Consider the following 12243-nt stretch of genomic DNA (forward strand, 5'->3'; position numbering starts at 1 on the left):
GGAAAAGGTACGGGAGAGCCCTACAAACCCGCGAGCGTCGATCCTGGAGCCACGGAGACGCCTTCCACGCCCGACCCGAGCCGCGCCAGATCGAACTCGTGGGCGTGGACACCCCGCACGAACGCCGCCATCTCCGACTCCGTGAACTGCAGAGCCACCGTCTTGTCGCTGGTCAACCACACCAGCCACTCATCCAGACCGACCCTGGACGCCTGCACCAGCCCGCCAGCCCAGCCCATCGACCCGGTCTTGACCGCGTCCAGGAACGCGCACCAGTCGCCGGCCGGAACCACGAGGGTCGGCCCCTCGGGGTGCTTGGAGTCCCTCACCCCGATGTCTCCGTCAGAGAGCAGGGCCACCTCCCCGCAGGCGGTGGCGCCGTTGCAGAAGCTCGACTTCCGCCAGACCTGGCCGCTCATGACGTGGTCCCGTTCAGGACCCTGGCCACAGCCAGCGGGCGGTCGAAGCACTCGCAGCGAAGGCCGGGCGCGTCGGCGTCGGCCAGCCAGTTCCCACACCCCTCGTCGTGGACGAGAGCGTCAGGGTGCCCGGCGCACCCTTCGCCGCAGTTCGGGCACTCCGGGGTGTCCGTGATGACCTCGCGGTCGAACTCCTCCGCCGCCTGCTCCAGCCAGGAGGCGAGAGGCTCAGCCAGCGCGGGCGAGGCCAGCGCGATCCACTGCCCGTCCCGAACGGCCTGGTCGCGCATGTAACGCCACGCGGAATCGCGGGTACTCAGGTTGATCTCAGCGACCAGCGTGTGCTCCGCGCTGACTGCTACCTGCGTGCTGTAGTCCTCGCGCTCTTCCATCTGGCCGCACACCCATCGGCCCTCGGTGGTGCCCGCAGACACCCGACGCAGCTTCGCCGCCGTCTCTCGCAGCTCGTCGCCGATGGTCTTCTCGGTCTTCGCGTCACTCATGGTCGGCTCCCTGGTTGATCACCCGGGCGATCCGCAGGGCGTGCTGGAAGTCGTCCGGCATCGGCCCGTCCTGGCTCAGGTGGATGCCCTCCTTTGACTCCAGCCAGTCGGCGACCGGATCGGCGAGATGCCGCAGGAGGACGTCTCCGGTCAGGTGGCCGTTGCGGCGGGCGCTCTCGGCCGCCCGACGCAGGGTGTCCACCGCCGACTGAAACTCGTCGGCGATCGTCTTCCCGGTGGTGCCGACGATGCGCGCGGCCATGCAGTGGGCGCAGAACGGCCCGTCTGGGTGCTGGCCGTCTCCGCGCTCGCGCAGGTGCGCCGCGTTCGGAGCGCTGCACGAGACGCAGGCGTCCGGATCGATCACGGTCTCAGCCATGGGTCTTCTCCCCGGTGTCGAGTTGGGCGAGCGCTTCCGTGATGGGTCCGCGAGCGGACGGGATCAGGTCGAGGGTGAGAACGTCGCCTACGGGCACCCAGGCAGCCCGGTCGATCTCGGCGGCCACGACGCGAGGCGTGGAGCCTGCGGCGGTCGCGCACAGCCTGGCTACCGCCACCACCGTGGGAGCGTCCGGGCCGTCGCCCAGCCGCCACGACCACACCGCCAGCGGACGGCCCGGGATCACCTTCAGCCCGACCTCCTCCCACACCTCGCGGGCCAGAGCGTCGTCCGGGGATTCGCCCGCCCGCATCCGGCCGCCCGGCAACTCCCAGCGGCCCGGCTGGAACGGGTCGTCGGGGCCTTTGCGGACCGTGAGCACCCGGTCGCCGTCGAGGATGACGGCCTTCTGGGCGAACTGGACGCGAGCGTCAGCCGCGGTCGTGGCGCTCATCGGGCGAACACCTCGCCGCCCTGCTTCGCCGCGACCTCGCACGGCCACTGCCAGGCGGCGCCGTCCTCCCAGCAGACCGCGCACAGCCACGCATTCGGCTGGCCGTTGCCGTCCCAGACGGGCACGTGGAAGCGGGCCGGGAGCTTGCGCCGCTCCTCGATCGTCTCCGGCAGGTCCTCGTAACCTGGGTGGTCCGGCGCCTGCAGCAGGATCGCGCGCACGTCGCCGCCGCGCTCCCTGAAGTGCAGCCTGGCCACCTCCTTCATCGCGCTGGTGACCGGCTTGTGTCGGTGCTCGACCGGCTCGATGAGCACGCTCGCCTTCTCGTCGAGCGCCTGTTCCGCCACGTCTTCGAGGTCGCCGGCGCAGACCGCAACCGGACGGAACCGGGCATTCGGGTAGGTGAGACGAGCGACCGCCGGGGTGTCCTCGTCGTGGTCCTCGTTGCCGCACAGCACGGTCGTCTTCGTGTCACTCATGGGCGTTGATCTCCCCTTGGGCTGTTAGGTCGGTATCGGGAGGGGCGGGAGCGGGATTAGGCGCTGCATGCCTGGCCGCGCTCGCCGTGACGTGGACACCACCGGTAGTAGTTGGTGTCGAGGTTGTGGCTTGGCATGGCCCGACCGTTGACCGGGCGCCAACCGCTCCAGTGGCGGGTGTTGCAGGGGTTGCAGAGCGGCGCTCGGACGAACCCATGGGTGTGGCAGTGGTCCCACACCTGCGCCCGTGCGGTCACGCAACTTGGACACATGAAGTCCGCGGCCTTCGGCCAGTCGCTGCGGCCGGCCCGGGTGACGGAGTAGGTGCGGCCCTGCAATTGGCCGCGGTAGACCTGGGCACCCCCTTCAGCGCCTTTGGGGCCGTAGACGACCTTGGTTCGGGCGATCTCACCCAAGTCCGCCACCACGGCGTCCCCAACTCGCTCGAACCAGCCTCCAGAGGACTCTCCGTGGTGGGCGCCTAGGCACGAGCAGTCGCACTCCATGCCCATCGCATCCAGGCACGATTTGGTGCACCTCGACAGCTTCGACATGTCCCGGTACACCGCGACGTAGCCGAAACGGTCGATCGCCGCCATCACGAACTTCATCAGGCAGTTGCGAGGCAGGGACCACCGATCGCCTTCGAGGCTGGGTGAGCGGATTTCCAGCGTGTGATGTAACCACCGGAAGTTGCCTTTCCGCGGCGGGACCTTCGCGATCACCTGGCCTTCTTTCGGAAGCCAGATCATCGCCTCCACAGTCGGAGCGACGGTGACGCTCACCCGGACTCCCCGTGCTCGAAACGAGCCGACCGGGCAGCGCGGTAAGCGTCGAGAAGCCGCGGGGTGTGGTGCCGGAATTGCACGGCTTGCAACTCGGCGTCGTCGGGGAGGTCTGGGCAGCCGAACACCTGGCCAGACAGCTTGATGATCGCCCGCGGGCAGTAAGGGCAGTCCATCCACCACCAGAAGTCGCTCTTCGGCTGCCCTGGCGTGGGCCGCGGGTTCAGCCTGTAGGCGGTCGGTGTGAGGTTGAGCTCCCACTGCGCCGGCCGAACCGGGTAGGGCAGCCATCCGACGCTGTTGTCCCATTCGTAGCCGGGGCTGCCGATGAGATCTTCGAGGTCGGTGATGTGCGACAGGTCGGGCGCTGGCACTTCGACCTTGCCGAAGTAGACGTAGGCGGGAATGCTCGTTCCGGTTGCGAGTCCCTGGGCCTTGGCGACCTCGTCGGCCGTCGGTGCGGTGCCCTTGATTTCCAGCCAGAACGCGGCTGGGGTGTCGGGGTAGACAAGGAAGTCAGGCAGGTAGGGCTTGCCGTCCACGACGTAGCCCTCCAATTCGTAGTCCCACGGGACGTCGAGGTGGTCCATGAAGACGGCCCACCTCGCCTCGGTGCGGGACCTGAAGCGGTAGCCGCGGTACCTGGTCTCGATCGGGTTGATGTTCACGCCGTCCCCTCCTCGCCAGCGTCGGCGGCACGGCGGACGATGGGATCGGTGGACAGCCACTCCGCGAGGTTGCGAATCAGGGCATCAAGGTCACGCTTCTCGATGGCCTCGGGAATCCCTGCACGCAAGGCGCGGGCCGCGTGCACTGCGCTGGGTTCGGGGTTTAACTCGAGCTCGAGGTGCGCCCGGTCGGCAAGACGAATGACCGCGTCAACGAACGCCAGTCCTTCGATCTTCTCAATGAACGTGATGGCGTCTCCGCCGGCATCGCAGCCGAAGCAGAACCACATGCCACGGCTCGGCGCCACGTAGAACGTCTCCGTAGGGTCGGCGCTGAACGGGCAGGTGCCCTTCAGTGTGCCGTCGTCAGCCGGGATGAGGTTGACGTGCTCTCGAACGATGTCGGCGATCGGGCTGAGCGCCAGGACTCGAGCGATGTCACGGTCAGGGATCTGTAGAGACATGAGGTTTCCTTCAGTTCACGACGTGCAGGTCGGGTCGGCCGGTAGGGGTTGAGGTGGGCTCGTCCTTGGCCATGTCGATCAGCCGGGAGTAGTGGAGTTGGGCGGCCACGGTCACGGTCGCCTGGGGGCCGCCGCGGTTCTTCGCCACGATCAGCTCGGCCTCGCCCGCTCGAGGGGACTCCGGCTCGTAGGCATCTTCGCGGTGGATGAGGATCACCACGTCGGCGTCCGCCTCGATGGAGCCGCTGTCCTTCAGCTCCCCGATCTGGGGCCGCTTGTCGGTGCGTTTCTGCGACTCGCGGTTGAGTTGGCTGAGCAGCACGATCGTCAGCCCGAACTCGCCCGCCATGGCCTTCAACTGCTGGGTGACCATGCCAAGCTCGATGTCACGGCGCGGATTCTTGGGCGCGGTCATGATCTGCAAGTAGTCGACGACCACGAGCTTCGCCGGGTCTTCACGGGACAGCCAGCGAAGCTGGGAACGGATGTGATCGAGCGTGCAGCCGGGCACGAAGTCGATCGTCAGCGGCGACCCGGAGATGCGGGCGCCGGCCTCCGCGGCGGCGGCGAGTTGCTGCCGGGTGACGTTGCGGGTGCGGATGGCGCGCAACGGTATGCGCCCTTCGGCGGCGGTGATGCGGTCGACGACCTCTTCCTCGCTCATTTCGAGCGTGAAGATGATGCTCCGCTCGCCGTTCTGGATGGCGGCCTTGCGGGCGAAGTCGACGGACAGGACGCTCTTGCCCAGGCCGGGCCGACCGGCTATGACGACGAGCTGCCCCTTGCGGAAGCCTCCGCCGAGCAGGTGGTTGAGGTCCTCAAACGGCGTCTCGATCACGTCGAGCTTCGGCGGCGGGTTCTCCAGCTCGTCGAGCAGTTTGACCACGGTGGCCGAAACGTCCTTGGGTCGCTCGCCGATCCGGCGGGTCAACGCCTCGTCGACCATCTTGCGGACCTGATCGATGTCCGTGGACGGGTCCCACGTCGCGTGCTCGGTCATCTGGATGCTGGTGCGGAGTGCCTGCTGCAGACGGCGGCGTTCGGCGTCCTGGGAGATCTCCTTGCACAGGCGGCCCACCGACCCGGCGACGGCGGCGTGCTCCATCAGCGTGTGCAGGTACGAGCCGCCGCCCACCCGCTCGAGGTCGCCTTGGTTTTGCAGCTGGATCAGCACCTCGGTGGTGTCGATCCGCGTCTTGGCGCGGTCGGCCGGCTTGCAGTTGTCCCGCACCTCCAGCGCTGCGGCGAACACGTAGCGGGCGACGCTGTAGAAGTCCGCAGGCGTCACAATGTCGGCAGCCTCGTCCAGCAAGAGCCGGGACTGGATCGCCGCGCCAGCGATGGCCATCTCCGCGGCGATGACCTTCTCGGTCGCTTCCCAGCCGGACGTCTCGAAGTCGGTCATCGGCCCGCCCTCAGGTCAGGGCCCCCCAGGGCCACAGCGGTCGCGTTGTCGGCCAGACGGGATGCGATCCGCGGGCCAAGACGCTCGCCCAGTTCGGGCAGGTTCGTCGTGATGATGGTGGGTCGGCCGTTCGCCCATCGGGCGTCGATCACCGGCAGGAGCAGTTCGCGCTGCCACTCCTCCGCGCGAAACGTTCCGAAGTCGTCGAGGGCGAGCACGTCAACGTCGCGCATCTTCGCCAACCCCTCACGGTCAGCGGGGGGGCCGACGATTTCCTGCCACTCGGCCTGGCTGCGCATCGCGATCTCGCCCATGTATCCGGCCTTGAGGGTGCGCTCCATGACTTCCCATGTCGACCAGCTCTTTCCGGTGCCGGTCGGGCCGAGAAGGATCAGGTTGCCGGCGGTGTGGTCGAACAGGCGGCTGCCCCACTCGGCGATGTCGGGGTGCAGTTGGCCGGAGGTACGGAGGCGAACAGGCCGCCTGGCGTGGAAGTCCGCGACGCGCTTACGGCGCCGCTCTGCGTGCCACTCAGCCAGGCCGTTCGGGTCATCAGTCATGAGGCGTTTCCAATCCCGAAGATCTTGGACAGGTCGGAGGTGTAGCCGTCACGAGGCGGCAACTGTGAGTTGGAGCCATTGCCCGGCGAGTCCCTGCCCTGGCCTCGCATCTGGCCGAGCACGTACTGGATGCTGGCGCCGGAGATCGGCTTACCTTCGCGGCCGAGCCGATCGATGGCTCTGGCGAGGTTGTCGCGGCTGATGCCGTTGCCGAGCGCGCCGCGGAGCACCTGCCGGATCGCGATGAACTGCTGGGCGGTCTCGTAGCGCTCGAAGAACTTCGTGGTGAGGTCCTGCGCCTGGCGCTCACGCTCGTCGAGTTCGGCCTTGGTGGCTCTCTTGCGCTTTGGCTTCGAGGAGTCGCCGGAGGTGCTATCACGCGTACGCGCGTCTTTGTTCTCTCCCGTAGGGAGAGAACAACTCTCGGACGGTTCTACGGACGGTTTGTCGGAAGCAGGCTTCCGGCCTGTCTGCGCTGCGCTTCCGGCCGGACGCTCACTTCCGCCCGGAAGCCCACTTCCGGACGCAGAACTGTCACCTGCGGATTCGTCCTGATCTGCGCCAGGCTTCCGGCCGGAAGCGTGATTCCGGCCGGAATCACGCTTCCGGCCAACCCGTTCTTTGCGACGCTCCATCGCCACGTCCCACACCACCGGGCGCTTGTTGGGCGCGAGATGGGCCACGAGACCTTGGTCCCCGCGCCGGATCAGCCCCAGCTCCTCCAGCATGGCCAGATCCGACCTGCACGACCGGTCAGACTTGCGGGCGTAGCCGGCCAGCGTCTGCTGATCCGGGTACGCCCCGCGGCCGAACTCGTCGGCATGGTTGGCGAGCCCCATGAGCACACCGAGAGCCTGAGCCGGTACGTCTGGAGCATCCTCCAGGGCCCACACCATCGCTTGCGTGCTCATGTAGGTCGGCCATCCATTCGTCGTCGCCAAGGGGTTCAGGGACTCATGCGGTAAGGCCGATCTTCGGAGTGACGCCACTTCAGTCCCCCTGATCACTCAGTTGTTCGAGTCCAACAATACCCCACATGATGATGTGGGGCCTACTTGAGATGTGGGCACATTGCAATGTGGGCCCCACATGCTAAGGTGGCCACATCAGTGGTGTGATGATGGAGAGGTGAGCGACCCGATGGCCCCCCTCGATGCTGCCTATGCTGAGGTCCAGCGAGCCGAGAAACTCGCCGAAGAGATCGTCAACGGTGCGTGGCTCGAATTCGGCCGCGCCATCAGAGAAGCCCGCGCAAGTGGCGTGAAGCAGGCGGACATCGCCCGTCACTTCGAGCGCGAGCCGGAACACATTCGCCGCATCCAGGAAGACGCCGACGTGGTCGACGGCATCAAGCCTCCGCCGGCACGCAAGACCAGGCCCGTCGCCCACGTCACACTTCGGGACCTCGAAGCGGCAGGCTTCCGCCTCACCGACTCGCCCGAGCCCTCCGACTCCTGAGGTACGGAGAGACGCCCTCACGACGCCTCCCCAAGCCACGCCTCGACACGGGCACGCAACGGCTTCGACAGGTGCCCGTGCCGCATCCGGTTCAGGAACACGCCGCTGATCTGCAACTGGATCGCCACCCGCCACCAGGGCAGGCCGAGGGTACGGCGGCGTTCGTCGAGGGCGGCATGAAGCTGTTGAGGGGTCACGACGCCTCCCGCTTGCCCTGCTCCCACGCCGCGACCTCCGAGAGCATGAGCCGGCGCCGTCCCGCGGCCTTCCCAGGACCGTCTTCTCGCCACTGGGTGAACAGCCCCAGAGCCGGGTCGTCGGCGGGCACCAGGGAGGCCAAGACGACCGCGAGGGCGCGCAACTCCATCACGCCCATCGCGCCGATGATGTTGGCCACCTCGTCCGGGTCCTCGTCGTGGACGGCGGGGACGAGACGGCAGGCGGGCAGGATCATGTCGTCGGCCAGAGCATCCAGGTCGACGCCGTCGTCTACGACCGGGACGAGCGCGAGCCGCATCCCGAAGAGGGCGGCAACCTCCTCAACCGAGGCGAGTTTCCGGCTGCCGGGCGAGTTCTCGAAGAACGCGACCGCCTCGGGTGTCTTCCACAGGCGCCGGGCGAGCTCGGCCTGAGTCCAGCCGCGGTCCTCCCTGGCCTGCTTGAGGGCGGCGACGATCGGGTGGACGGGCTTCACGACCCCTCCAGCCCGAGCATCTGCAGGACCTCAGATACCGCCTCGTCGCCGGCGACAGTCCGGCGAACGAACCGGAACACCAGATCGGCCTCCCACGGTTCGATCGGCTTGATCGCGCCGAGTCGGGAGGAGGAGACGGGAGACTTCAGCAGCGGCTTCCTGCCGGCGCGTCCGGCCTGCATCAGCCGGTCGTTCAGCTCGTGCTCGCGCTGCAGCAGCCATTCGGCGTCGTGGCCGCCCATCGCGGTGACGTAGCTCATCACGCCACCTCTGCGGCTTCGCGGCGCTGAGCGCGGGCCTTCCGGCCGGCCTCGCTGGCGCATTCCTTGCACGTCCGGTTGAGCCCGTCCGGCTGGCGGCGATCCTTCGGGAACTCGATCGCCGACTTGGTGGTGCCGCAGGCCGGGCAGTGCTTGTCGTCGGGGAGCGGCACGTAGGCGCCGACAGTCTTCCGCTCGAACGCGGTCCGCTTCAGCCACGAGCGGCGCTTGGAACGCCTCTCCTCCTCCCCCAGTCCGCCCCAAACGCCCGAGTCGTCCTTGCGCTCGAACGCGGCCAGGAGGCAAGGGGTGCGCACCGAACAGCGGGCGCAGATGGCGGTTGCCACCTGCTCGCGCGCTTCCCGGTCAGGCTGCCGCTCGCCCTCGTGGCCGAAGAACAAGTACAGGTCCTCGCCGCGGCACGCGGCACGCTTCTCCCAGTTAGGCGTGGACATCAGAGTTCGCCTCCATTCGGTTTCGTTCGGGGTCGTTCGAGGGGGTTCCGTCTCGCTGCGAGACGGTCTGCGCGAGGAGATCTACTGCTGCGCGGGTGAGAGCGGCCTCCATCCGCATGTACGCCCGAACTACGGGGTGAACGGACTCGTCAGCGGCGGCGGCTTCGAGGCACGGGATGTGGGAGCGGAGACGCTCCACATCCCGAGCGAGGTGCGTGCTCACGCCGTCAACTCCGCAGCTGTGAAGAGAGCCGGGGTGGCGGCGTGCATCTCGGCCTCTTGGAGGTTCGTGACGCCGGCACGCCAGTACGAGCTCTTGAGTTCGCAGCCGATGAAGCGGCGGCCCGTCCGGACCGCGACGTAGCCCTCGGAGCCGATGCCGCCGAACGGCGACAGGACCAACTCGCCAGGGTTGGACCACAGCCGGACACACCGCTCGATCAAGTCCAACTGAAGGGGGCAAATGTGCCGCTCGTCCGCGCTGTCCTTCGCGACCGTGGTGTTGAGGGTGTTGGTCTCGCGGATGCCGTACCAGATGGGGCGCGCCCATGCGATCCACTCGTCGTTGGTGACGTCCGTCTTGATCGGGACCGTGTTCTCGCCCGGCTTCTTGAACAGCAGCAGGTAGTCAGCGAGGGCGGGCCGGGTGCCGGACGAGTCGCGGTTCTTCGTCACGAACATCAGGGCGTGGCTCTTGGTGCGGATGGCCTGGGCCTGCGGATCCTTGTCGATGGTGATCTCGCCGAAGTAGATCCAGCCCTCTTCGACGTAGGCGCGGATCACCTCGCCGCGGAAGTCTTGAAGGCCGGTGTAGCCAGCAACGCCCTTGATGATGGGGACCTGGGCGACGTGCACGGCCGCCATCCGGCCGGGCGCCGTCGCCCGCAGGTTCTCCCGGATGATGTACCGGTAGTGCTCGAAGAACTCCGGCCAGTCGGCGCTGTTGCCGAGGTCGCGGGGCGAGTCGGAGTAGACGTACAGGGACGCGAACGGCGGCGAATACACCGACAGGTGCACGCTGCCCGTCTCAACCTCGGCGAGCCTCTCGCAGCTGTCGCCGAGCATGAACCGCCAGCCCGTGCCTGCGGCTTCGTCAGTGACATACAGGTCGCTCATGCGGCACTCCACGTTCCGGCCGCGCGCATCCGCTCCACGAGGGCGGCCATCGTGGCGGCGGCCTCTCGCTCCTTGCGGGCGACGTTCGCGGCGATCTGAGATTCGAGTTCGGACACGACGATGTGGGCCGTGACCGGCCGGGTCTGGCCGTACCGGTAGCAGCGGCGAATCGCCTGGTAGTAGGACTCGTATGAGTCGGACAGGCCGACGAAGGCCATGCGGGCGCAGTGCTGCCAGTTCAACCCGAAGGCCGCGATGGACGGCTTGGTGACCATGACGCGGATGTCGCCATCGGCGAAGCGGAGGAAGGCGTCAGCCTTCGCCTCGGGCGTCCACGAACCTTCGACGTTGACGGCGCCAGGCACGCGGCGGGCGATCTCTCGCGCCTCGTCGTTGAGCCCGCACCACACCACCCACGGCTCCGTTGGCTCGGCGTTGATGAGGTCCGCGGCTTTCTCGCAGCGGGCGGCTAGCGTCTGCTTGCGGACCTTGGCCCGCCCGCCCACGCCGCCCAGGTCGACGGCGAACAGTTGGCCCTCGGGCACCTCATCCACCGGCAGCCGGTGCGCCTGGATGTCCAAGCCGGGCAGGTCGTAACCGTCGTCGCTGCCGCCGATGTCCGAGGGACGGCGCAGGGCGACCGCCCACGACGCCATCCACCGGAACATCGGCTCCCTGGCGTGACCCTTGAGCCGCCACCCGTCCGAGTCGTGCACGAAGTACGCGGCGAGCATCTCCGCGCGGGTGGTGACGCCCAAGAACTCGGCCTGATTGGTCAGCTCCTCGACATCGTTCGGCGCCGGCGTCGCCGTGCACGCGAGACGATGCTTGACCGGCTTGAAGTGCTGGATGAGCGCCGTACGGGTCTTGCCGTCCGACTGCTTCAGGATCGACGCCTCGTCCAACACCACCGCGTCCAGCGTGTCCGGATCGAACCGCTCGGCCATCTCGTAGTTCGTCACCCACACGCCCGGGCCGTCGGCGTCGGCGCCGCTGCGCACGTAGCGGGCATTCACGCCTACCTTGGCCGCTTCACGCACCGTCTGCCCGCACACCGCCAGGGGCGCCACGATCAGCGACCTCTCGCCGGACAAACGCGCCCACTCGACCTGTTGGACGGTCTTGCCCATGCCGGTGTCCTCCCACAGCGCGGCACGGCCGGTGCGGACACCCCAGGCGACGATCCGGCGCTGCCACTCGTGCAGCATCGGGTGGACATCGCTCGGCTCGGCGGGAAGGCCGACGGGCGTGATCGTGCGGCGCTTGCGGTCGATGAAGTCGGCGTACGACGGGCTAGGCATCGGCCACCTCCGTGGGGTCAGGCGCCGGCACGATGTGGCGGGCCAGGAACGGCTTGTCCTCTTCGGGCACCACGTCGGGGGTGAGTCCGAGAGCGCGGGCACGCTGCCGGGTCAGGAGCCGCTGCCCGACGTCGCTGGGGATGTCCGGGTCGGACAGGACTGCCCACACGTCGATCATGGGGTGGGAGGCGAAGTCAGACATCGGACGCTCCTTCTGCCAGGAACGCCGCGATTGGGTCAGCCCACTCCTTCGGCAGCCGCTCCCGCATGGCCGCCAGGGTGGCCTTGGCGTCCGGGTAGCCGACGTTCAAGCACACGTCGGTGATGGAGGCGCGTTCGGCCACGCGGGTCAGATGGTTGCGAGCCCTGTCCCAGTCGCCCCGCTCCACGGCGTGCAGGGCGCGGCCGAGATGTTCGATGGCGGCGGCGAAGTGCTTCACCACCTCCGTGGCGCGCTGGTTCGCGCTGGGGACCCTGGGATTCATGCGGCTGACTCCTCAAGTACCTCGCCTGGGATGAGTTCGATCCGACACCCCAAGGCGGCGGCCCACTCCTCAAGCGCCTGGAGCGACACCCGGCGGGAGCCGTTCTCCACCCAGCCGACCGAGTACGGCGACGACCAGCCCAGCTGTTCGGCAAGCTCGGCCTCTGACAGCCCAGCGCGCTGGCGTGCCTGGGTCAGGCTGCGGCCCAACGGGGAGGCTTCCGCTCTGCGTGCCCGCCGGTTCGCGAGGTCGCGACCGTGTGCTTCCATGCACGGCCCGCAGGCATGCTCGCCGCGGCGGCGGTGCCAGGCGTAGCCGCGCTGAGTGCCGTGCTCGACGTCCTCGGGACGCATCGGCG

Annotated in this window: 21 protein-coding genes; 1 reads left to right on the top strand and 20 read right to left on the bottom strand. The window is 68.1% G+C overall.

Going from position 1 to position 12243, the window contains the following annotated elements:
* Positions 1 to 20: 20 nt before the first annotated feature.
* Genes FH608_RS46365 through FH608_RS46415 form a run of 11 tightly spaced genes read right to left on the bottom strand, consistent with a single transcriptional unit; the run spans position 21 to position 7027 of the window.
* Positions 21 to 419 carry a DUF397 domain-containing protein gene (locus tag FH608_RS46365; protein ID WP_139637582.1) on the bottom strand — a complete coding sequence of 133 codons (399 nt, stop codon included), beginning with the start codon at positions 417 to 419 and terminating at the stop codon, positions 21 to 23.
* Positions 416 to 922 carry a hypothetical protein gene (locus tag FH608_RS46370; RefSeq protein WP_139637583.1) on the bottom strand — a complete coding sequence of 169 codons (507 nt, stop codon included), beginning with the start codon at positions 920 to 922 and terminating at the stop codon, positions 416 to 418. The genes FH608_RS46365 and FH608_RS46370 overlap by 4 nt, the downstream gene beginning before the upstream one ends.
* A complete protein-coding gene (locus tag FH608_RS46375; protein ID WP_139637584.1) occupies positions 915 to 1301 on the bottom strand; it encodes a hypothetical protein in 387 nt (128 codons plus the stop codon). Before FH608_RS46375 ends, FH608_RS46370 begins: the two co-directional genes overlap by 8 nt.
* Positions 1294 to 1755, bottom strand: coding sequence for an NUDIX domain-containing protein (locus FH608_RS46380; protein WP_139637585.1), 462 nt, complete (start codon positions 1753 to 1755; stop codon positions 1294 to 1296). The genes FH608_RS46375 and FH608_RS46380 overlap by 8 nt, the downstream gene beginning before the upstream one ends.
* Complete coding sequence (locus FH608_RS46385) at positions 1752 to 2234, bottom strand: hypothetical protein (protein WP_139637586.1); 483 nt, start codon at positions 2232 to 2234, stop codon at positions 1752 to 1754. The genes FH608_RS46380 and FH608_RS46385 overlap by 4 nt, the downstream gene beginning before the upstream one ends.
* Positions 2235 to 2290: 56 nt before the next feature.
* Positions 2291 to 3019, bottom strand: a complete 729-nt coding sequence (locus FH608_RS46390) for an endonuclease domain-containing protein (protein WP_226900503.1) — start codon at positions 3017 to 3019, stop codon at positions 2291 to 2293.
* Entirely contained in the window at positions 3016 to 3687 is a 672-nt protein-coding gene (locus FH608_RS46395) for a PDDEXK family nuclease (protein ID WP_139637587.1), read from the bottom strand. Before FH608_RS46395 ends, FH608_RS46390 begins: the two co-directional genes overlap by 4 nt.
* A complete protein-coding gene (locus FH608_RS46400) occupies positions 3684 to 4151 on the bottom strand; it encodes a CHC2 zinc finger domain-containing protein (RefSeq protein WP_139637588.1) in 468 nt (155 codons plus the stop codon). Before FH608_RS46400 ends, FH608_RS46395 begins: the two co-directional genes overlap by 4 nt.
* 10 nt (positions 4152 to 4161) lie before the next feature.
* Entirely contained in the window at positions 4162 to 5556 is a 1395-nt protein-coding gene (locus tag FH608_RS46405; RefSeq protein ID WP_139637589.1) for a replicative DNA helicase, read from the bottom strand.
* Positions 5553 to 6116 carry an ATP-binding protein gene (locus FH608_RS46410; RefSeq protein WP_139637590.1) on the bottom strand — a complete coding sequence of 188 codons (564 nt, stop codon included), beginning with the start codon at positions 6114 to 6116 and terminating at the stop codon, positions 5553 to 5555. Before FH608_RS46410 ends, FH608_RS46405 begins: the two co-directional genes overlap by 4 nt.
* A complete protein-coding gene (locus FH608_RS46415) occupies positions 6113 to 7027 on the bottom strand; it encodes a helix-turn-helix domain-containing protein (RefSeq protein WP_139637591.1) in 915 nt (304 codons plus the stop codon). The genes FH608_RS46410 and FH608_RS46415 overlap by 4 nt, the downstream gene beginning before the upstream one ends.
* Positions 7028 to 7244: 217 nt before the next feature.
* Between FH608_RS46415 and FH608_RS46420 the strand changes: the two genes are divergently transcribed.
* Complete coding sequence (locus FH608_RS46420; protein WP_139637592.1) at positions 7245 to 7574, top strand: hypothetical protein; 330 nt, start codon at positions 7245 to 7247, stop codon at positions 7572 to 7574.
* 17 nt (positions 7575 to 7591) lie between these two features.
* Here the strand turns inward: FH608_RS46420 and FH608_RS46425 are convergent, their stop codons facing one another.
* The 9 genes from FH608_RS46425 to FH608_RS46465 form a co-directional block, all read right to left on the bottom strand.
* A complete protein-coding gene (locus FH608_RS46425; protein ID WP_139637593.1) occupies positions 7592 to 7771 on the bottom strand; it encodes a hypothetical protein in 180 nt (59 codons plus the stop codon).
* Entirely contained in the window at positions 7768 to 8268 is a 501-nt protein-coding gene (locus tag FH608_RS46430; protein ID WP_139637594.1) for a helix-turn-helix domain-containing protein, read from the bottom strand. Before FH608_RS46430 ends, FH608_RS46425 begins: the two co-directional genes overlap by 4 nt.
* Positions 8265 to 8528, bottom strand: coding sequence for a hypothetical protein (locus tag FH608_RS46435; protein WP_139637595.1), 264 nt, complete (start codon positions 8526 to 8528; stop codon positions 8265 to 8267). Before FH608_RS46435 ends, FH608_RS46430 begins: the two co-directional genes overlap by 4 nt.
* A complete protein-coding gene (locus tag FH608_RS54270) occupies positions 8528 to 8983 on the bottom strand; it encodes a WhiB family transcriptional regulator (protein ID WP_139637596.1) in 456 nt (151 codons plus the stop codon). Before FH608_RS54270 ends, FH608_RS46435 begins: the two co-directional genes overlap by 1 nt.
* 219 nt (positions 8984 to 9202) lie before the next feature.
* Positions 9203 to 10099, bottom strand: coding sequence for a DNA-methyltransferase (locus tag FH608_RS46445; protein WP_139637597.1), 897 nt, complete (start codon positions 10097 to 10099; stop codon positions 9203 to 9205).
* Positions 10096 to 11400 carry an SNF2-related protein gene (locus FH608_RS46450; protein ID WP_139637598.1) on the bottom strand — a complete coding sequence of 435 codons (1305 nt, stop codon included), beginning with the start codon at positions 11398 to 11400 and terminating at the stop codon, positions 10096 to 10098. Before FH608_RS46450 ends, FH608_RS46445 begins: the two co-directional genes overlap by 4 nt.
* Positions 11393 to 11602, bottom strand: coding sequence for a hypothetical protein (locus tag FH608_RS46455; RefSeq protein ID WP_139637599.1), 210 nt, complete (start codon positions 11600 to 11602; stop codon positions 11393 to 11395). Before FH608_RS46455 ends, FH608_RS46450 begins: the two co-directional genes overlap by 8 nt.
* The gene (locus FH608_RS46460; protein ID WP_139637600.1) at positions 11595 to 11885 is read right to left on the bottom strand and encodes a hypothetical protein; all 291 of its coding nucleotides are present in this window, start codon (positions 11883 to 11885) and stop codon (positions 11595 to 11597) included. Before FH608_RS46460 ends, FH608_RS46455 begins: the two co-directional genes overlap by 8 nt.
* Positions 11882 to 12238 (bottom strand): helix-turn-helix domain-containing protein, encoded by a 357-nt coding sequence (locus tag FH608_RS46465; protein ID WP_139637601.1) that lies wholly within the window; start codon positions 12236 to 12238, stop codon positions 11882 to 11884. Before FH608_RS46465 ends, FH608_RS46460 begins: the two co-directional genes overlap by 4 nt.
* Positions 12239 to 12243 lie beyond the last annotated feature (5 nt).

Origin of the sequence: Nonomuraea phyllanthi (assembly GCF_006334985.2) — a bacterium.
Classification (GTDB): domain Bacteria; phylum Actinomycetota; class Actinomycetes; order Streptosporangiales; family Streptosporangiaceae; genus Nonomuraea; species Nonomuraea phyllanthi.

What these genes read in the sequence shown, in the direction of transcription:
- FH608_RS46365 (WP_139637582.1), bottom strand. Translation starts at nt 419, where the DNA reads ATGAGCGGCCAGGTCTGGCGGAAGTCGAGCTTCTGCAACGGCGCCACC.
- FH608_RS46370 (WP_139637583.1), bottom strand. Translation starts at nt 922, where the DNA reads ATGAGTGACGCGAAGACCGAGAAGACCATCGGCGACGAGCTGCGAGAG.
- FH608_RS46375 (WP_139637584.1), bottom strand. Translation starts at nt 1,301, where the DNA reads ATGGCTGAGACCGTGATCGATCCGGACGCCTGCGTCTCGTGCAGCGCT.
- FH608_RS46380 (WP_139637585.1), bottom strand. Translation starts at nt 1,755, where the DNA reads ATGAGCGCCACGACCGCGGCTGACGCTCGCGTCCAGTTCGCCCAGAAG.
- FH608_RS46385 (WP_139637586.1), bottom strand. Translation starts at nt 2,234, where the DNA reads ATGAGTGACACGAAGACGACCGTGCTGTGCGGCAACGAGGACCACGAC.
- FH608_RS46400 (WP_139637588.1), bottom strand. Translation starts at nt 4,151, where the DNA reads ATGTCTCTACAGATCCCTGACCGTGACATCGCTCGAGTCCTGGCGCTC.
- FH608_RS46405 (WP_139637589.1), bottom strand. Translation starts at nt 5,556, where the DNA reads ATGACCGACTTCGAGACGTCCGGCTGGGAAGCGACCGAGAAGGTCATC.
- FH608_RS46410 (WP_139637590.1), bottom strand. Translation starts at nt 6,116, where the DNA reads ATGACTGATGACCCGAACGGCCTGGCTGAGTGGCACGCAGAGCGGCGC.
- FH608_RS46415 (WP_139637591.1), bottom strand. Translation starts at nt 7,027, where the DNA reads ATGAGCACGCAAGCGATGGTGTGGGCCCTGGAGGATGCTCCAGACGTA.
- FH608_RS46435 (WP_139637595.1), bottom strand. Translation starts at nt 8,528, where the DNA reads ATGAGCTACGTCACCGCGATGGGCGGCCACGACGCCGAATGGCTGCTG.
- FH608_RS54270 (WP_139637596.1), bottom strand. Translation starts at nt 8,983, where the DNA reads ATGTCCACGCCTAACTGGGAGAAGCGTGCCGCGTGCCGCGGCGAGGAC.
- FH608_RS46445 (WP_139637597.1), bottom strand. Translation starts at nt 10,099, where the DNA reads ATGAGCGACCTGTATGTCACTGACGAAGCCGCAGGCACGGGCTGGCGG.
- FH608_RS46450 (WP_139637598.1), bottom strand. Translation starts at nt 11,400, where the DNA reads ATGCCTAGCCCGTCGTACGCCGACTTCATCGACCGCAAGCGCCGCACG.
- FH608_RS46455 (WP_139637599.1), bottom strand. Translation starts at nt 11,602, where the DNA reads ATGTCTGACTTCGCCTCCCACCCCATGATCGACGTGTGGGCAGTCCTG.
- FH608_RS46460 (WP_139637600.1), bottom strand. Translation starts at nt 11,885, where the DNA reads ATGAATCCCAGGGTCCCCAGCGCGAACCAGCGCGCCACGGAGGTGGTG.
- FH608_RS46465 (WP_139637601.1), bottom strand. Translation starts at nt 12,238, where the DNA reads ATGCGTCCCGAGGACGTCGAGCACGGCACTCAGCGCGGCTACGCCTGG.